Annotated in this window: 15 protein-coding genes; 9 read left to right on the top strand and 6 right to left on the bottom strand. The window is 73.7% G+C overall.

Annotation, left to right across the window (positions count from 1 at the left end):
• Positions 1 to 14 precede the first annotated feature (14 nt).
• The 3 genes from folK to folP are packed head-to-tail and all read right to left on the bottom strand — an operon-like array spanning position 15 to position 1,794.
• Entirely contained in the window at positions 15 to 539 is a 525-nt protein-coding gene (folK, locus tag GA0070606_RS17900; protein ID WP_091101487.1) for a 2-amino-4-hydroxy-6-hydroxymethyldihydropteridine diphosphokinase, read from the bottom strand.
• Entirely contained in the window at positions 536 to 901 is a 366-nt protein-coding gene (folB, locus tag GA0070606_RS17895) for a dihydroneopterin aldolase (RefSeq protein ID WP_091101483.1), read from the bottom strand. Before folB ends, folK begins: the two co-directional genes overlap by 4 nt.
• The gene (gene folP, locus GA0070606_RS17890; RefSeq protein WP_091101480.1) at positions 898 to 1,794 is read right to left on the bottom strand and encodes a dihydropteroate synthase; all 897 of its coding nucleotides are present in this window, start codon (positions 1,792 to 1,794) and stop codon (positions 898 to 900) included. Before folP ends, folB begins: the two co-directional genes overlap by 4 nt.
• Positions 1,795 to 2,137: 343 nt before the next feature.
• Here folP and GA0070606_RS17885 point away from each other — a divergent pair, with 343 nt between their 5' ends.
• From GA0070606_RS17885 to GA0070606_RS17855, 7 genes are read left to right on the top strand one after another with little or no spacing between them, the layout of a single operon-like run.
• Positions 2,138 to 2,452: a hypothetical protein gene (locus GA0070606_RS17885; RefSeq protein WP_091101477.1), complete on the top strand. Its 315-nt coding sequence runs from the start codon at positions 2,138 to 2,140 to the stop codon at positions 2,450 to 2,452.
• A 13-nt stretch (positions 2,453 to 2,465) separates the two neighbouring features.
• A complete protein-coding gene (locus GA0070606_RS17880; protein WP_091101471.1) occupies positions 2,466 to 2,828 on the top strand; it encodes a hypothetical protein in 363 nt (120 codons plus the stop codon).
• Positions 2,829 to 2,877: 49 nt separating this feature from the next.
• Positions 2,878 to 6,210: an ATP-binding protein gene (locus GA0070606_RS17875; protein WP_091101466.1), complete on the top strand. Its 3,333-nt coding sequence runs from the start codon at positions 2,878 to 2,880 to the stop codon at positions 6,208 to 6,210.
• A 1-nt stretch (position 6,211) separates the two neighbouring features.
• Complete coding sequence (locus GA0070606_RS17870; protein WP_091101461.1) at positions 6,212 to 8,149, top strand: MFS transporter; 1,938 nt, start codon at positions 6,212 to 6,214, stop codon at positions 8,147 to 8,149.
• Positions 8,146 to 8,703, top strand: coding sequence for a hypothetical protein (locus GA0070606_RS17865; protein ID WP_091101457.1), 558 nt, complete (start codon positions 8,146 to 8,148; stop codon positions 8,701 to 8,703). Before GA0070606_RS17870 ends, GA0070606_RS17865 begins: the two co-directional genes overlap by 4 nt.
• Positions 8,700 to 9,869 carry a M23 family metallopeptidase gene (locus tag GA0070606_RS17860; protein WP_091101454.1) on the top strand — a complete coding sequence of 390 codons (1,170 nt, stop codon included), beginning with the start codon at positions 8,700 to 8,702 and terminating at the stop codon, positions 9,867 to 9,869. The genes GA0070606_RS17865 and GA0070606_RS17860 overlap by 4 nt, the downstream gene beginning before the upstream one ends.
• 13 nt (positions 9,870 to 9,882) lie before the next feature.
• On the top strand, positions 9,883 to 10,485 hold the full coding sequence (locus tag GA0070606_RS17855) for a hypothetical protein (protein WP_091101451.1): 603 nt from the start codon (positions 9,883 to 9,885) through the stop codon (positions 10,483 to 10,485).
• A gap of 9 nt (positions 10,486 to 10,494) precedes the next feature.
• On the opposite strand, the gene GA0070606_RS17850 is transcribed toward GA0070606_RS17855, so the two are convergent.
• A complete protein-coding gene (locus GA0070606_RS17850) occupies positions 10,495 to 11,049 on the bottom strand; it encodes a hypothetical protein (protein WP_091101447.1) in 555 nt (184 codons plus the stop codon).
• Positions 11,050 to 11,244: 195 nt separating this feature from the next.
• On the opposite strand from GA0070606_RS17850, the gene GA0070606_RS17845 reads away from it, so the two are divergent.
• Positions 11,245 to 13,803: an FtsK/SpoIIIE domain-containing protein gene (locus GA0070606_RS17845; RefSeq protein ID WP_091101442.1), complete on the top strand. Its 2,559-nt coding sequence runs from the start codon at positions 11,245 to 11,247 to the stop codon at positions 13,801 to 13,803.
• A complete protein-coding gene (locus GA0070606_RS17840) occupies positions 13,800 to 14,564 on the top strand; it encodes a hypothetical protein (protein ID WP_091101439.1) in 765 nt (254 codons plus the stop codon). The genes GA0070606_RS17845 and GA0070606_RS17840 overlap by 4 nt, the downstream gene beginning before the upstream one ends.
• A gap of 105 nt (positions 14,565 to 14,669) precedes the next feature.
• Here the strand turns inward: GA0070606_RS17840 and folE are convergent, their stop codons facing one another.
• Positions 14,670 to 15,335, bottom strand: a complete 666-nt coding sequence (gene folE / locus GA0070606_RS17835) for a GTP cyclohydrolase I FolE (RefSeq protein ID WP_091101436.1) — start codon at positions 15,333 to 15,335, stop codon at positions 14,670 to 14,672.
• 41 nt (positions 15,336 to 15,376) lie between these two features.
• Entirely contained in the window at positions 15,377 to 17,404 is a 2,028-nt protein-coding gene (gene ftsH, locus GA0070606_RS17830) for an ATP-dependent zinc metalloprotease FtsH (protein ID WP_091101433.1), read from the bottom strand.
• Positions 17,405 to 17,539: the final 135 nt, after the last annotated feature.

Raw genomic sequence — 17,539 nt, 5'->3', positions numbered from 1 at the left:
CCGGCTCCACTGGGTCATGCCGTCGACTCTATCGTCAGATCCGGCCGGGGGCGCAGATCCAGCGCGTCGGCGGCGGCGGGACCGGTGTTGAGCAGGTCGGTCAGCCAGCCGTGCCCGGGCAGCCGGCCGTACGGCTGGATGTCGATCCACGGCCGCAGCACGAAGGCCCGCAGGTGCGCGCGGGGGTGCGGCAGCGTCAGCTCCGGGTCGTCGCTGAGCACCGGCTCGTCGTCGGCCCAGACGGCGATGACGTCGACGTCCAGGGTGCGCGGCCCGAAGCGCCGCCCCGGGTCGCGGGTCCGCCCGGCGGCCCGCTCCGCCGCCCGGGCCCGCTCCAGCCAGTCGCGCGGCGTCGCGGCCGGATCCTCGGCGAGCAGCACCGCGTTGAGGTACGCGGGCTGGTCCGCGTCCCCCCACGGTGGAGTCTCGTAGACGCCGGAGACCAGGAGCACGTCGTCGCCGAACCCCGACACGGCCGAGCGCAGGTGGGCCAGCCGGTCGCCGAGGTTGCTGCCGAGGGAGAGGACGGCGCGGGTCACCGGTCCCGCCGCCGGGTCATGGTGACGGCCACGTCGGTGAAGGCGTGCGGGACGGGCGCCTCCGGCTTGTGCACGGTGACTGTGGCGGCCGCCACCCTGGGGTCGGCCAGGCAGACGGCCAGCAGCCGGTCGGCGAGCGTCTCGATCAGGTTGACCGGCTCGCCGGTCACCACCGCCACCAGCCGCTCGGCCAGTTCGCCGTAGTGGACGGTGTCGCCCACCTCGTCGGAGCGCGCCGCCGGGGCGAGGTCCATCTCCAGCACGGCGTCGACGACGAAGTCCTGCCCCTGGGCGCGTTCGAAGTCGTACACCCCGTGCCGGCCGTGCGCCCGCAGGCCGGTCAGCTCGATGCGGTCGGTCATCGGTCTCCTCCGTCGTCGACGGCGCGGTCCGCCGGGGCCGCGCCGGTGCTCGCGTACGCCAGGCGGGGCGCGCCGGTGGCCCGCCAGACGGCGAGGGCGTCGACGGTGGCGCGGACGTCGTGCACGCGGACGCCCCAGGCGCCGGCCGCCACCGCGAGCAGGCTGGTGGCGACGGTGGCCACGTCCCGGCCGTCCGTCGGCCGGGGGTCGCCGTCGGGCCCCGCCAGCAACCGGCCCAGGTAGGCCTTGCGGCTGGACGCGAAGAGCAGCGGGAAACCGAGGTCCAGCAGCTCGGGCAGGCGGGCGCTCAGCTCCCAGTTGTGCGCGGCCGTCTTGGCGAAGCCGAGCCCCGGGTCGATGACGATCCGGTCGGCGGCGACGCCGGCCCGCAGCGCGTCGTCGACGCGCCGGCCCAGCTCGGCGCGGACGTCGGCGACCACGTCGCCGTAGCGGGCCAGCTCGCCCATCTCGCGGGCGTGGCCGCGCCAGTGCATGAGCACCCAGGGGCAGCCGGCGTCCCGGACCACCCGGGCCATGTCAGGGTCGGCGAGGCCACCGGAGACGTCGTTGACCACGCCCGCGCCGACGGCGAGGGCCGCCTCGGCGACCCGCGCGCGGGTGGTGTCGACGCTGACCGGCACCCCGGCGGCGGCCAGCTCCCGCACGACCGGCAGCACCCGGGCCGTCTCGGTCTCCGCGTCGACCCGGTCGGAACCCGGCCGGGTGGACTCGCCCCCGACGTCCACGAGGTGCGCGCCCTCGGCCAGCAGGCGCACGCCGTGTCCGACGGCGGCGTCGAGGTCGGCGTACCGTCCGCCGTCGGAGAAGGAGTCGGGCGTGACGTTGAGGACGCCCATCACCACCGGGGCCGCGGCCCGTACCAGATCGGTCACGACTAGACGGTACCGGTCGGCCGGAGCGCCCCGGGCGGGCCGGGTCGAGGGCGGTGACATGCGCATTCGAACGGGTGTACGATCGGGCGTCCGGGCCGGATCGGGCAGACTCTTCGCGGCTTGTCGCAAAGAGTGGGTGCCCGTACGCTTTGGAATTGCCCGGCATCGAGATGGCGAAGCCCGGAGGGAGGGCCGAAGCGGGAAAATCCGCCCAAAGCTCACCACCCTCCGTGGTGAGTAACGAACGCAGGGTCGCCGACGCTACGCCCGGTGACCATCGTTCCCGCAAGGCACACCTACTGCACCACCGCGGCACCGCCGGCCGCGACTTGGGGAGGTTCCAGTGATCGCCATCGAGCTGATGGAGACGGTGACGTCTGCCGCCGCCCACACGCTCTCCACCCTGGCGTCGACTCCACTCGCCGAGCCGGCGCCGAAGGGCATCGACACCGAGGGCGTCGTCACGTTCTTCGCCAGCAAGATCGCCCCGATCCTGCTGGCCGTGCTGGGCGTCATCTTCATCGGCCGGGCCAGCCGGGGCGAGATCTCCAAGGTGCTGACCAGCTCGGCCATCGCGATCGTCGGGCTCGCCTTCATCGCCGGAGCCGCCACGCTCTTCTTCATCGGCGACTACCTGATCGACCTGATCTTCGAATAGGCGCGGGCACGAGATGCGGCTGCGCACCGACGACGACATCTACCGGGCCCGCCTGGTCTACCTCGGGCCGCCCGGCTACACCCTTCCGGTCCACCTGCCCTACGCCCAGTACGGGCTGTTCATGCTGCTCGTCCCCCTCTACATGTTCATCCACTGGCTGTTCACGTTCCAGGTCGAGCTCTTCCCCGCCTGGGAGATCGCGCTCGCCATCGTGACCACCTCGTTCATCTTCCGGTACGTCGATCCGGACCGGCCGGCGCGCATGGTGATCCGCACCGCGCTGACCGACTGGCGACGCACCCGGGAGCCGGCCGCCGAGCAGCGGGATCCCCGCCTGGTCGGCAGCCGGATCAGGATCCGGGAGGAACTGGCATGACCGGGCGTACGCCGATCAGGCAGTCGAACGACGCGGGTGAGGCGGTCGCATGAGTCGCTCTTCCACGCCGGGCTCCCCGGCCGGGCGTTCGGCCGCCCCGAACGGTAACCGTGCGCGTTCGTTCGACTACGCGGACGAGCCGGAGCGGGACGAGGTCGTCCTCGACCCGGCCCTGGTGACCGCCCCCGGGCACGGTGGGGTCGGGGTCTTCCAGGCGCCCCGCCCGGCGCAACGGCGCACGCCACCGGCCGACCCCGCCCCGCCCACGGACAGCGCCGACATCGACTCGCCCTTCCTCGACCTGTTCGGTGGCACCCGACCCGGCGCGACCCGGCCGGCCACGCCGCAGCGGATCGCCGGGCGGGAGCAGCGGGCCATCCCGCAGCAGCCGGCCCCGTCGGGCCCCGCCGACGCGCCGCCCGCCCGCCGTCCCGCCGGCCCGGTCGACCGGGCGCCCGCCGTCGAGCCGCCGCCGTCGGAGGCGTACGAGCCGCCGACCGGACCGTACGAGCCGCCGACCCTCGCGCACGAGCCGCCCGCCGTCGCCTACGAGCCGCCGGCGCGATCGGCGCGGGTGCCGCAGCAGGCCGGCGACCGGCTGCCGACGCTCCGCCCACAGGCGGAGGAGACGGCCGCCGCGCCGCCCCCACCGGCGCCGCCCCCGTCCGCGCCGCTCGCCCCGGCGCCGGCGGAACAGCCGTCCCGGCGGGCCGGCGAGCGGCTGCCGGAGCGCGCCGACCGGGAGGTGGCGCCGCCGCGGCAGCGCTCCGCCGGCCGGCGCAACCAGCCGGCCAAGCCGGTCCGGGTCAAGCCACCGAAGATCAAGTTCGGCGACCGCGACCCGTCGGTCGAGCTGGCCATCACCGAGATCGCGGGCCACCTGACCTTCACCCCCAACACCGTCACCGCCTGGTACTGGCTCCCGGAGGTGCGCTGGGCGTTCCGGCCGGACGCGGAACGGGAGGCGTTGCTCTCGGCGATCTCGGAGCAGTACGCCGGCCTGGCCGGCTTCCGGCTGCACCTGCGGCGCACCACCCGGCCCTTCCCGGCCGACGAGTGGGCCCGCACCATCGACGCGCACACCCCCGCCCCGCTGCCCGACGTCCCGGGCACCGCCGGCTGGGCCGATCACCTGGTGGCCGCGCAGCGGCACCTGCTCTCGGTCAACCACGCCGAGGGGCAGACCTACCTCGGTGTCACGTTCGCCCGCCGGTCCCTCGGCGACTCGCTGACCGAGCGGCTGCTGCGCACCTTCGGCCGCGGCGTGGCCGAGGGCGAGCGCCGCAAGCTCGGGCGCACCGTCGAGCAGTTCGACGAGGTGCTCGGGGCGTTCGGCATGCGCGGGCGGCGGGTCACCGCGCAGGAGCTGGAGTGGCTGCTCTACCGCTCGGTGGCGCTCTGCATGGCGCCGCCCGGCCGGCTCTCCCCGATCACCGACGGGCGGTGGGAACGCGGCGACCTGCTCGCACTCACCGAGCAGGTCGAGCGCTACCGCACCCCGTACGGCTCGACGGTCAAGCTGGTCAACCGGATGACCGGCGAGGAGCGGCACGTCGCCGTGCTGGCGGTGGGCCGGATGGAACCGCTGGAGATCCCCGAACGGCACGAGCCCTGGCTGCACTTCCACGAGCGGCTGCCCTGGCCGATGGAGATCTCGACCCGGGTCGACATCCTCGGCTCCGGCGACTCCTTCCGGAACCTGGAGCACCGGCTGCGGATGATCCGCTCCCAGCAGCTCGACTACGCCGAGCACGGCATCGACGCACCGCCGGAGCTGGAGCGGCTGGCCAAGCGGGCCCTGGTGATCGGCGACGAGATGACCACCGGCCTGCCGGTGGACTCCGCCCGGGCGCACGGCTGGCACCGCATCGCCGTCGGCGGCCGGACCCGCGAGGAGTGCCTGGAGCGAGCCCGGCGGCTCATCCAGCTCTACTCCCGCGAGCTGCGCATCTCGCTGCAACACCCGAAGAACCAGGACTGGCTGGCCCGCGAGTTCATCCCGGGGGAGCCGATCGCCAACACCGGCTACGTCCGGCGGATGCCGGTCAACCTGCTCGCCGCCGCGCTCCCGCAGGCGGCCTCCACCGTCGGCGACCGGCGCGGCGACCTGATCGGGCGCACCGCGGGCACCTGCCGCCGCCCGGTCTTCCTCGACCTGCACTTCCCCATGGAAGTACGCGAACGCTCCGGGCTCGCCGTCTTCGTCGCCGAACCGGGCGGCGGCAAGTCCACCCTGCTCGGCGCCCTCGGCTACCTGGCAGCCCGGCGCGGTGTCCAGGTGACACTGCTCGACCCGTCCGGCCCGCTCGCCCGGCTCTGCGCCATGCCCGAGCTGCGGCCGTACGCGCGGGTGCTGAACCTGACCGGCTCCGAGCACGGCACCCTGGCCCCGTACTCGCTGATCCCGACGCCGCTGCGCAGCGAGTTCGGCAGCGGGGCGGCGGGCGACCGGGAGTTCGAGATCGCCGTCTCCAACGCCCGCGCCGAGCGGCGAATGCTCGTGCAGGACATCTGCATGATGCTGGTGCCGCCGCAGGTGGCCCGCGAGGCCTCCACCGCCACCCTGTTCCGGCACGCCGTACGCCAGGTGCCGGCGGAGGAGACCTCCACCCTGGACGACGTGGTCGCCTGCCTCAGCCAGCTCGACGACGACGCCGGCAAGGAACTGGCCAACCTCCTGCTGGACACCGCCGAGATGCCGCTGGCGATGCTCTTCTTCGGCCGGCCGCCCGAAGGGCTGCTCGGTGCGGACGCGGCCCTCACCGTGATCACCATGGCCGGGCTGCGGCTGCCCGACCTGAAGATCGAGCGGGAGTACTGGTCGGCCGAGGAGGCGCTCGCCCTGCCGATGCTGCACACCGCGCACCGGCTGGCCGTACGCCGCTGCTACGGCGGGTCGATGTCGTCCCGCAAACTCGTCGGCCTGGACGAGGCGCACTTCATGGAGGGCTGGCGCTCCGGGCGATCCTTCCTGGTCCGGCTCGCCCGCGACTCCCGCAAGTGGAACCTCGCCGCGCTGGTGGCCTCGCAGAACCCGCGCGACATCCTCGGTCTCGACGTGCAGAACCTGGTCTCCACGGTCTTCGTCGGCCGGATCGCCGAGGATGCCGAGATCGCCTCCGAGGCCCTGCGGCTGCTGCGGGTCCCGGTCAACGACGGCTACGAGGCCACCCTCGCCTCGCTGTCGGCGGCGGACGCGACGTCGGCCGCCCGGCTCGGCTTCCGCGAGTTCGTCATGCGGGACGTCGACGGTCGGGTGCAGAAGGTCAGGGTCGACGTCTCGTACGTCGACGGGCTTCTGGAGCACCTCGACACCACCCCCGCCGCGATCGCCGCGGCCGCCGGGGTGCTGCCGGCCCTCCTGCCGGACCTGGAGGCGTGACATGGCGCGGGCCCGGGCACGGCTGGCGGCGTTCCTGCTCACGCTCGGCGTACTCGCCGGGGCCACGATCGGCTGGCCGGCCCTCGGCGCGGCGCCGGCCTCAGCGGCGCCGCTGACGACCCGGGCGGCAGCCGACCTCTGCACGACGCAGGAGTGGCAGGCCGACTTCCGCGCCTGCGTCGCCAAGCTCAAGGACGTGTCGGCAGCACGGGCGGAATGCCTTGAACCGCCGACACCCGGCGCACCTGACGCAGGTCTGGCAGGGTGGTTCGCCAGCTCACCACCGCAGTCCGCGTCCGGCGGCGTCACCGGCCGATACAGCCTCTACGGATACGCCGGCTACAGCTACACCACCTACGACATCGGCTGCGCGTCAACAGTGCTGCATCCGGACTACAAGTTCACCACCACTGTCGCCAACGGCGAATTCATGGTGGCTACTGCAGTCATCGGTGCGTCGAATGCACTGCGGGAGCGCGCATGGGATCCACGGTCGATGTGGGGCTGGGCGGACCCGCTGGTGGACCAGGCGACCAAGGCTGTCTACCAGAAGGTGTTCAGCGTCTTCGGCATCGTCACGCTCTGCGTGGTCGGTCTCTACCTGCTATGGCGATCCCGCCAGTCGGACATGAGCAACGCGATGACCACGGCGGGCTGGGCGCTGCTGGTGATGGTGGCGGTGACCGCCCTGGCCGCGTGGCCGGTCAAGTCGGCGAACATCGCCGACGGCACCCTCGTCACGACACTCGGCGTGGTGCACGACGCCGTCGGTCCGCAGGCAAAGGAGCCTGCGCCGGGTCGGTGCATCGATCCCGACCCCAGTCGCTGCGAGGACAAGCGTCCCCCCGCCGTCCGGGCCAGCGATACCGCCACTGAGTCGATGCTGTACCGGAATTGGCTTCGAGGAATTCTGGGATCAGCCGACAGTGAGACCGCGAAGAAGTACGGTCCGGCGCTGTACGACGCACGATCGCTGACGTGGGGGGAAATACAGTCGATTCGCGCGAATCCGGCGACGCGTCAGACCACGATCGAGGCGAAGCAGCAGCAATGGATGAAGGTTGCGGAGCAGATCAAGGAGGAGGATCCGGAGGCGTACGAGTACCTCCAGGGTGTCCGGGACATGGACCGGGTCGGAGCCGGGTTCATCGCGGTGCTCGCCGCCGTGCTCTTCGCGATGTTCGACCTGACCGCCTCGCTGTTGGTGCTGCTGGGCTTCCTGATCTTCCGCTGGGCGGTGATCGCCGCGCCGATCCTCGGCACCGTGGGCCTGCTGCGGCCGGCCAGCGCGGGGCTGCGCCGGCTGGGGAACGCGGTGGTCGCCGCCGTGTTCAACATCGCCATCTTCGGCACGGGCGCCGCCATCTACCTCTTCGCGGTCGACCTGATCATGAGCACGCCGACGCTTCCCGGCTGGCTCCAGGTGGTGCTGGTCTGGCTCTGCGGCGTGGTCGGCTGGCTGCTCCTGCGCCCCTACCGGCGGATCACCCAACTCGGCGGCAAGGACAGCAGCGAGGCCGTCAGCTCGGCCGGCTCGTGGCACCGGCGCTTCTTCCGGGACATGCGCACCGCCGCCCGGCTCGACGTCGCGGAACCCGGCGGCACGGCCGAGCCGGCGATGGGCCGGCGCCGTGCGGTCGTGGCGGAGAGGAGCACCCTGCGGCCCGAGGCCCGGCGGGAGGATCCCTCGCACGCCCCCACCGGCGACGGCCAGGAACGGCAGCGACCCGACGGCCGCGAGCAGGCCGCTGACGCTCCGGAGACCGCGGAGCGGGAGACCTCGCGTCCCGTCGCGCCTCGCCCTCGCCGCCGACAGTCGGCCACCTGGACGGAGCCGGACGTGCCCGACGAGAACCCGTCGTTCGTCATCTACCGTCCGGGCTCCGCCGAGCGTGAGCCGGAACGGCCCGCTCCGCGGATCCGCTCCGAGGCACGGTGAGTGCGGTGCGTCGGGCGGTCGAATTCCTCGTTACCCGGGTGCTCCGGTCCCGGCTGGGCATCGCGCTCGGCCTCGCCGTCGTGGTGTTCGGGGTCATCGGGGCAGCCCGGCTGGTCTCCGGCCCCGGTGACCCCACGGACGGCCTCAGCAACCGTCCGAGCCGTCCCATCACCACCGTCGCCCCGACCGCCGGTGACGACGGGGCCTTCTCGACGGGCGCTCCCCCGTCCCCGGTCACCCGTCCGGGCGAACCCACCCCACAGGAGACCGCCGAGCGCTTCGTCGCCGCGTGGCTGGGCAGGCCGGGTGTCACGGCGGACCAGTGGCAGGAGGGGTTGCGTCCGCTGTCGACCCCGGCGCTGACCGAGAAGTTGGCGGGCGCCGACCCGTCGGGAGTGCCGGCCTCGCGGGTGGCCGGTGAGGCGACGCTCCAACCCCGGACCGAGAACTTCGTCGAGGTGCTGGTCCCGCTCGACACGGGACGGCTCCGCCTCGAACTGGTGGCGCCCGACGGGCGGTGGCTGGTGGACGCGGTGGACTGGGAGCAGCAGTGAACGACGAGACCCGACCCCGCCCTCGACAGCTCCGGCTCGGCGCGCTGGCCGCCGCGCTGACCGCGACGTTCGCCCTGTTGTGCTGCACCGGCGGCGCCGGCGCCTTCTTCCTGACGGAGTTGGGCGGCGACGCCGACGAGCGGGTGACGTCGACGAGCCTGGACTGCACGGAGGACTTCCGGGTCGACATTCGGGGCAGCATGCCCCGAATGTCCCAGTACGGTGAGCGCCAACTCCGCAACGCCGCCCGGATCATCAAGGTGGGGCAGGAGATGAAGGTGCCGCCGCGCGGCTGGGTGATCGCCGTGGCGACCGCGATGCAGGAGTCCCGTCTCCTCAACCTTGCAAACCGGACCGTCGCCGAGTCGGGGGACCTGCCCAACGAGGGCGTCGGAGCCGATCACGACTCCGTCGGCCTCTTCCAACAGCGGGCGAGCTGGGGCACCGTCGCGCAGCGCATGACGCCCGAGTACGCGGCCCGGAAGTTCTACGAAAAGCTGCTCAAGGTGCCCGGCTGGGAGCGGAGGCCCCTTACGCGGGCGGCCCAGGCCGTGCAGATCAGCGCCTTCCCGGACGCCTACGCCAAGCACGAGGAAGTCGCCTCGCAGATCGTCAACGCCCTGGCCGGCGGGGCGGCCCGGACCGTGCTGGTCGCCGGGAAGCAGGCGTGCGACCGGGCCGCCGGCGGTGAGATCGCCGCCTCGGGTTGGACGGCCCCCGTACCGGGCGGCGTGGGGTCGGGCTTCCGCACGACGAGCCGGCCTGGGCACAACGGGGTCGACATCGCCGCCCCGAAGGGCACCCTGATCCGGGTCGCGGCCACCGGACGCGTCCTGGTCGCCCGCTGCGACCCCGACAATCGCGGACGGCTCAGCTGCAACGCCGACGGCTGGCCCGACAAGGGCGGCTGCGGCTGGTTCGTCGACGTCCTGCACGCCGGCGGTTTCATCACCCGCTACTGCCACATGGTGAGCAAGCCCCGGGTCTCCGTCGGCCAGACCGTCAAAGCCGGAGAGGTCATCGGCGAGGTGGGCAGCAGCGGCAACTCGTCCGGCCCGCACCTGCACTTCGAGGTGCACGAGGACGAGGATCGCAGCAGCCGGGGCGCGATCGACCCGGTGCCGTTCATGCGGTCGCGGGGCGCCCCGCTCAAGGGCTCCGAATGAGACGCTCGGGGTCATGAACGAACCGGTTCCCGATCCGTTCGCCGACCAGCCCGACTGGGCCCCCCGGCCACCCCGGCCGATAGCGATCGTGCCGGCCACCGACCGGGTCGAGCTACGCGGAAGGCGGGTGCTGGTCGGCCTGCCCGGGCTGGGCTGGCGCGGCGACCTGCGGGCCGACGAGCGGGTGGTGCAGGGCAGCCGCACCTACGTGCCGGTCATCCCCGAGCACGAGTGGTACCGGGCGGAGTCCGACCAGGTGGAGGTCTTCGCCCCGCTGGTGCCGGTCGAGCGGGTCTGGGTGGAGACGGTGGGTGCCCGCCGGCCGGACGGGCCGGTCGACCGGGAGGCGGGCATCCGCCTCGTCTCCCTGGACGCCCCGGCGCACCGCGCGCCGACCCCCGTCTTCGAGGCGGACGCCGTGACGGGCCGCAGGGTGGTGCACGTCTCGGAGTCGGTCGAGCACCGGGACCTGCGGGCGGTCACCGAGACCTACTCGGGCGCCGACGGCGACATCTGCGTGCGGGTGACGCCCGAGGTGGAGTGGTACCGCTGGGCCTGGCGGGGCCAGTCACCGACCACCCTGGAGATTCCGGTCCACCTGCTCTGGGTCGAGTGACCGCAGGGCTCAGGTTGCTTGCACTCCGGAACAGACTCGCCAGCCATCCCTGTCCTGCACCTCGAAGCGCCAGGGGTCGGTAAGGCTCTGCTGTACCCCATCGATCGAAGCGGTACGGCGGATTACTGCCGTAACGGTGGCTGCCGATGAACCGTTCATGGAAACGACGACACGTTCGATGTTGACGGAGAAACTGGAACCCAGTTCCTGCTCGCGCCGTTCGATCTGAACTCGCAGCTCGTCGATCGCGCTAAGGTGACCGTCGCATGTGTAGAGCAGCGCGCGATTCTGGTCGCGCGAAACGAGCGCGGCCTGCAGGTAGCTGACCACGGCGACGTCAGGAGAACTGCGATCGGGTGCGGCGGCCCGGTTGTATAGGACGTAGCCGGCGGCGACGCCGCCGAGGACGAGTGCGGCGAGGACGCTCGCCACGACCGTCAGGACAGTGCGCGTGCGCCGCTTCGGCCGCTCCGGCGCCGGGACCGCCGAGGGCGGCGCGAGGTGGTCGGAGGGGGGCCGTTGCGCCGGTACGCGGGAGACCTGGGAACCGGCGGGGGGCTGCACTGATTCCACCCTCTGAGGCTAGCGGCTGGGGCCCGGAGACCCAATGCCCCAGATGCAGCGGATCGTGACGGACCACTCCCCATTGGTGAGATCCACGACAACACCGGCGCAGCGCCGCCGCACATCCCGGACGAGCTGCTCCGACTGGGTTACCGTCTCTGCGCGGGGAGGGGTTGCCAGCCTCGGACAGAGGGGGTGGACGCGGTGACGGGTCCGAAGGCACGTACGAACCGCGCCGCCGCCCTGCACCGGCGGGCCGCCGCCACCGCGTCCGCGGCCGCCGGCATCCTCGACGACACCCGTCCCGTCCCCGCCGACCAGCACCGGCAGTACGAGCTGGCCGACCGGCTCCGGTCGGCGGCGGCGGTGCTCGCCCCGGGCTGGGCTGGCGCCGACCTGGAGACGGTCGCCGCGACCGCACCGGCCGGCGAGGGGCCGCCCCCGTTCGTCCGGCTCGGCACGGCGGCGCCGCTGGACGACGCGCGCTTCCCCGCGTTGGTGCCGCTTGTCGGCACCGGGCATCTCGCGGTGGATGTCGACGCCCGGGATCCGCGGGTGGCGGGGCTGCTCCGGGCCGTACTGCTGCGGGTGTTGGCGGCGACCCCGGCCGGGGCGCTGCTGGTGCGCGCGGTGGACGCCACGGGTGAGGCGCTGGCGCCGTTCGCGGCGCTGGCGGACGCGGGTCTGCTGCCGCCCCCGGCGGTGGACGTCGCGGGCCTGCGGGCCGTGCTCACCGAGGCGGAGCAGTGGGTGGCCCCGGGGGCGAGCGGGCGCCGCCGGCACGACCGGACGCTGCTGCTGGTGTTCGCCGCGCTGCCGGAGCAGACGGGCCCCACCGACCTGGCCCGGGTCGAGGCGCTGGCCGAGCACGGCCGCTCCGCCGGGCTGCACCTCGTGGTGGCCGGCTGGCCCCCGGCGGGCCCGTACGCCGACCGGGCGCCGCTGCCGCAGGCGACGACGCTGGCGATCCGCAACGCGTACGCGCTGCTGGGTGATCCGCCGGGCGGGTCGTTCGCGGGCCCCGGGGCCGAGCCTCCGGGCGGGCTGAACTCCCCGGTCTTCATCGAGGCGGATCCGCCGGCCGAGCTCGTCGACGCGGTCTGTCGCCGGTTGGCCGCGCAGGTGGAGGCGGGTTCCCGGCTTGCCCTGACCGATCTGCTGCCGCCGCCCGGCGAGGAGCTGTGGGCGGCGACCGCCGTCGACGGGCTCGCGACCACCGTCGGCGACGCGGGCGGGCGGCCGGTGTCGCTGGGGTTCACGGAGCTGACGCCGCACTGGCTGGTGAGCGGCCGCTCCGGTGCGGGCCGGTCCACGTTCCTCACCACGGCGCTGCTCGGTCTGGTGGCCCGGTACGGCCCCGACGAGCTGGCCCTCTACCTGGTGGACCTCGCCGACGCCGAGTCCTTCGTGGAGTTCCTGCAGACCGAGCGGGACCGCTCGTGGATCCCGCAGGTCCGGGCCGCCGCGCTGGCGGCCGACCGGGAGTACGTGCTGAGCCTGCTCGACGAACTGACGGCGGAGGTGCGCCGCCGGGAGGAGGCCGGCAGCCGGGCGGGCGGGCAGCGCTTCGCCGAGCTGCGGCAGCACCGGGCCATGCCCCGGATCGTCTGCGTGCTGGACAATCTCCCGCTGCTGTTCGCCGAGCGCGACCGGCTCGCCGCGGACGTCGCCGCCCGGCTGGACGCGCTGGCCCGCACCGGGCGCGCGTACGGGGTGCACCTGGTGCTGGCCGGCGAGGGGGACCTGGGGTTGGGTTCGCGTACGGACCGCGACTCGGTGCTGGGGCAGTTCCCGGTGCGGGTGGCGCTGCCCGGCGGGGGCGCGGTGCTGGAGCCGACGAACGATTCGGCCGCCGGGCTGCCGGTGGGCAGTGCCGTGGTGAACACGGCGGGCGGGCTCGGCGGACCCCGGGGCGCGATCCGGGGGCACGAGCGGATGGTGCGCTTCCCCGACCCGCAGGACCATCCGGACACCGTGGCGGAGCTGCGGCACCGGCTCTGGTCGGCCCGTCCGGAGGGGGCCGTCCCGCCGGTGGTCTTCGCCGGCTACGCCCGTCCGCTGCTGCGCAACGACCCCCGGCACCGGGCCGCGCTGGCCGGGCGGGCGCCCGGTCCCGCCGCCCTGCTGGGCCGGGCGATGGACGTGCCCCGGACCACTGTCGCGGTGCCGCTGGGGCCGGCCCCGGGGCGCAACCTGGCCGTGCTCGGCCCCGGCCCGGAGGCGGCCCGGCTCCTGGCCACTGCGGCGCGCAGCACGGCCGCCCACCACCCGCCGGGGAGCGCCCGCTTCGTGCTCGCCGCGCCGGACGACGACTGCCGGCCGCTGGTCGACGCGTTGGCCGCCGAGCTGGCCGGGCGGCACCCGGTCGAGACGGTGGACGCCGCCGGCCTGCTCGCCGCCGTGGACGACGCCGGTCCCGCCTACCTGGTGGTCTTCGGCCTGGACGTGCCGTCACCGGAGCAGTTGCCCCCGGAACGGCTGCGCGCGCTGCTGCGCGAGGGCCCGGCCGCCGGCCGGCACCTGCTCGGCCGCTGGCGCACGGCGCCGTCGTTCGCGGCGCTGCTGGAGCCCGACGGTGAGGTGGACAAGCTCGCGGCGGTGGCCGTGGTGGATCTGCCCGGCGCGCAGCTCGCGTCGGTCTTCGGCCGGCCGGTCGAGTGGCGGCCCCGGCCCGGCCGGGCGGTGCTCTGGGACTCGCCCGGCGAGCGGGGTGTCGTGCTGGTTCCTTTCGCCGACGAGGGAGAGCCGGCATGACCCGCGGCGGGGCACGGAGCAGGGCGGTGCAGGCCGGCCCGGGACGCCAGCGTCCGGCCGCCGAGGCGGCGCCGACCCGGCCCGGGACCGCGACGCCGTCGGGCGCCGTCGCTGGCGGGGATCCGGTGGCCGCCGCGTGGACCGAGTACCTCGCCGCGGCCCGGCAGCTCGACGGGGTACGTCGGGACGCGGCGACCGCCGCCGGCGAGCAGGCCCGGTCGGTGCAGGCGGCCCGGGAGGAGCTGACGGCCGTCCGCGCCCGGCTGGCGTCGCAGGAGACCCGGCTGCGCGAGCGGGGCGTACCGCCGATCTCGCTGGTCCCGACGCCGCCGGAGCTGACGGAGGCGGCCCGGTCGATGGCGGGCGGGCCGGCCGCGGTGCTGACCGCGCTCCGCGCCGCCCGGGGTCGCGCGGACGCCGCCGACGCCGCGCTGACCGCGCGCGGCCTGCCCCGCCTGGCCGCCTGGCCGGCGCGCCCGCGCAACCTGCTGGTGTACGGGCCGCTGGCGCTGCTGGTGCCGCTGGTCCAGGTGGCGCTGTTCGTGGCGACCGGCTCCGGGGCGGCGACCGTGGTGGCGCTGCTGCTCGGGCTGCCGATGCCGGCGGTGGCGTTCGCGGCGGGCTGGCTCGGCGTCGGCCGGCTCTTTCCGCCGCCGGAGGGTGGCCGCGTGGACCGCACGGCCCGGCTCGGCGCGCTGGTGTGCCTGGTCCCGGCGGTGCTGGCCAGCGCGGGCCTGCTGCTCGCGATGCTCGCCGGCTGACCGGAACGGCCGCGTTGGCTCGCACGGCCGCGGCGGCGGGCCGGTGTCCCGACACGCGACGGCCGGCCGACCCGGGTGCGGATCGACCGGCCGGTCGGTCGTCGGTCAGCGGGGGATGATCAGCGCCATCGCCTCGGCGCGCGACTTGGCGTCGTTCTGGAGGGTGCCCCGCACGGCAGAGGTGATCGTCTGGGCACCCGACTTCTGGATGCCGCGCATCGCCATGCACATGTGCTCGCACTCGAGCACCACCACCACGCCGCGCGGCGCGAGCCGCTCCATCAGCAGGTCGGCGATCTGCGAGGTGAGCCGCTCCTGGACCTGGGGTCGGCGGGCGAAGACCTCGACCAGCCGGGCCAGCTTGGACAGGCCGGTGATCCGGCCGTCCGGCCCGGGGATGTAGCCGATGTGGGCGCTGCCCCGGAACGGCAGCAGGTGGTGCTCGCACAGGCTCATCACGTCGATGTCGCGGACGAGCACCAACTCCTGGTGGTTGGCCTCGAAGGTGGTGCTGAGCACCTGGGCCGGGTCGACCCGCAGGCCGGCGAAGAGCTCGGCGTAGGCGCGGGCCACCCGGGCCGGGGTCTGCTGGAGACCGTCGCGGTCGGGATCCTCCCCGACGGCGACGAGGATCTCGCGGACCGCCTTCTCGATCCGCCCGAGGTCCACGGTCTCCTCGACGGGCCCACCGGTGAGCTTGCCGCTGATCAGGCGCGCGGCCACGTAGTCGAGGGCGTCGTCGCCGTCGGGCTCGGTCGCGGAGACGGCCAGCCCTCGGTCGTCCCGGGAGCTGGCCGTCGCGTCGTCGGTGCTCAGTGCGTACCGTCCGAGTTGTTCGAGGAGCTGCTCGACGTGGTGCCGCCGACCGTCGCCTGGGCGCCGTCGGCCTGCGCCTGCACCTTCAGCGCCTCCTTCTCCGCCGGCGTGAGCACCGGCGGTTCGGTGGAGGGCTGACGCTTGCCGAAGCCGTTGTACGGCGCCATCGGCGGCCGCTTGGCCACCCGGGCGCAGATCCGGGCCATGTCGGCGGTGGAGAGGGTCTCCTTCTCCATCAGCTCCAGCACGATGTTGTCCAGGACGTCCCGGTATTCCACCAGGATCTCCCAGGCCTCGTCGTGCGCCAGCTCGATCAGCGCCCGCATCTCGCCGTCGATCTCGGCGGCGACGGCGTCGGAGTAGTCCCGCTCGTGGCCCATGTTGCGGCCGAGGAACGGCTCGTCGCCGCTGGTGCCGTACTTGATCGCGCCGAGCTTGGAGCTCATGCCGTACTGGGTGATCATCGCGCGGGCCAGCTGGGTGGCCTTCTCGATGTCGTTGCCGGCCCCGGTGGTCGGCTCGTGGAAGACGAGTTCCTCGGCGGCCCGCCCACCCAGCGCGTACGCCAGGGTGTCGACCATCTCGGCCCGGGTCTGGGTGTACTTGTCTTCGGTGGGGAGCACCAGGGTGTGGCCCAGCGAGCGGCCGCGGGACAGGATCGTCACCTTGTGCACCGGCGCGGCGTGCGGCAGCGCCCAGGCGACCAGCGCGTGCCCACCCTCGTGGTACGCGGTGATCTTCTTCTCCTGGTCGCTCATCACCCGGGTGCGGCGCTGCGGGCCGGCGATCACCCGGTCGATCGACTCCTCGAGGGAGTCGTTGGTGATCGCCCGCTGGTCCTTACGGGCGGTGAGCAGGGCGGCCTCGTTGATCACGTTGGCCAGGTCGGCGCCGCTGAAGCCCGGGGTGCGCCGGGCCACCGAGTCGAGGTCGACGTCGGGGGTGAACGGCTTGCCCTTGGCGTGCACCCGCAGGATCGCCTTGCGGCCCTCCATGTCGGGGGCGTCCACCGGGATCTGCCGGTCGAAGCGGCCCGGGCGCAGCAGCGCCGGGTCGAGGATGTCCGGCCGGTTGGTGGCGGCGATCAGGATGACCCCGCCCTTGGTGTCGAAGCCGTCCATCTCGACGAGCAGCTGGTTCAGGGTCTGCTCGCGCTCGTCGTGGCCGCCGCCCATGCCGGCGCCACGGTGCCGGCCGACGGCGTCGATCTCGTCGACGAAGACGATCGCCGGGGCGTTCGCCTTGGCCTGCTCGAAGAGGTCACGGACCCGGCTGGCGCCGACACCGACGAACATCTCGACGAAGTCCGAGCCGGAGATCGAGTAGAACGGCACCCCGGCCTCGCCGGCGACCGCGCGGGCCAGCAGCGTCTTGCCGGTTCCGGGCGGGCCGAAGAGCAGTACGCCCTTCGGGATCTTGGCGCCCAGCGCCTGGTACTTCGCCGGGTTCTGCAGGAAGTCCTTGATCTCGTGCAGCTCCTCGACGGCCTCCTCGGCGCCGGCCACGTCCGCGAACGTGGTCTTCGGCGTGTCCTTGGTGATCATCTTCGCCTTGGACTTGCCGAAGTTGAGCACCCGGGAGCCGCCGCCCTGCATCTGCGACATGAAGAAGAGCAGCAGGAGCACCAGCAGGGCGATCGGAAGCAGGTTGACCAGCAGGCTCACCCAGATGCTGTCGGACGACACCTTGGCGTCGGCCGGGCCGGTGACCCGGTTGTTCGCCTTGGCCTCGAGGACCTCGTTCCAGACCTCGTCGCCGACCTCGTAGGGGAACTGCGCCTCGATCCGGTCGGTGGTGGTGTCACCGAACTTGGTCTTCTCGGCCAGGTCGAGCTGGAGCGTCTGCTCCTTGTCCTGGAAGATGACCTTCTTGATCTTGGCGGTGTTGAGCTGGTCGAGCGCAACGGAAGTGTCCACCCGGTGGTAGCTGGGACCAGCGGTGAACAGTTGACTGAGCACAACGGCGCCGAGGATGACCAGGATGATCCAGACCACCGGTCGGCGGAAGAAACGCGTACGTTCCATGCTGTTGTCGAGCGCCGAGGCGCCCGCATCCTCCTGATCGACGTCCTGACCGTCTGATGGTGTCGCCGCCTGTGGCGGCGGCCGGAGCCGCCTTGCGGGCCGGCTCGACCCCGAGGCGCGGAAACTGCCGCGCCG

It is taken from the genome of Micromonospora citrea (assembly GCF_900090315.1).
Taxonomy (GTDB): Bacteria; Actinomycetota; Actinomycetes; order Mycobacteriales; family Micromonosporaceae; genus Micromonospora; species Micromonospora citrea.
This window is presented reverse-complemented; position numbering and strand designations above follow the sequence as displayed.

What these genes read in the sequence shown, in the direction of transcription:
- GA0070606_RS17880 (WP_091101471.1), top strand. Translation starts at nt 2,466, where the DNA reads ATGCGGCTGCGCACCGACGACGACATCTACCGGGCCCGCCTGGTCTAC.
- GA0070606_RS17870 (WP_091101461.1), top strand. Translation starts at nt 6,212, where the DNA reads ATGGCGCGGGCCCGGGCACGGCTGGCGGCGTTCCTGCTCACGCTCGGC.
- GA0070606_RS17875 (WP_091101466.1), top strand. Translation starts at nt 2,878, where the DNA reads ATGAGTCGCTCTTCCACGCCGGGCTCCCCGGCCGGGCGTTCGGCCGCC.
- GA0070606_RS17840 (WP_091101439.1), top strand. Translation starts at nt 13,800, where the DNA reads ATGACCCGCGGCGGGGCACGGAGCAGGGCGGTGCAGGCCGGCCCGGGA.
- GA0070606_RS17855 (WP_091101451.1), top strand. Translation starts at nt 9,883, where the DNA reads ATGAACGAACCGGTTCCCGATCCGTTCGCCGACCAGCCCGACTGGGCC.
- folB (WP_091101483.1), bottom strand. Translation starts at nt 901, where the DNA reads ATGACCGACCGCATCGAGCTGACCGGCCTGCGGGCGCACGGCCGGCAC.
- ftsH (WP_091101433.1), bottom strand. Translation starts at nt 17,404, where the DNA reads ATGGAACGTACGCGTTTCTTCCGCCGACCGGTGGTCTGGATCATCCTG.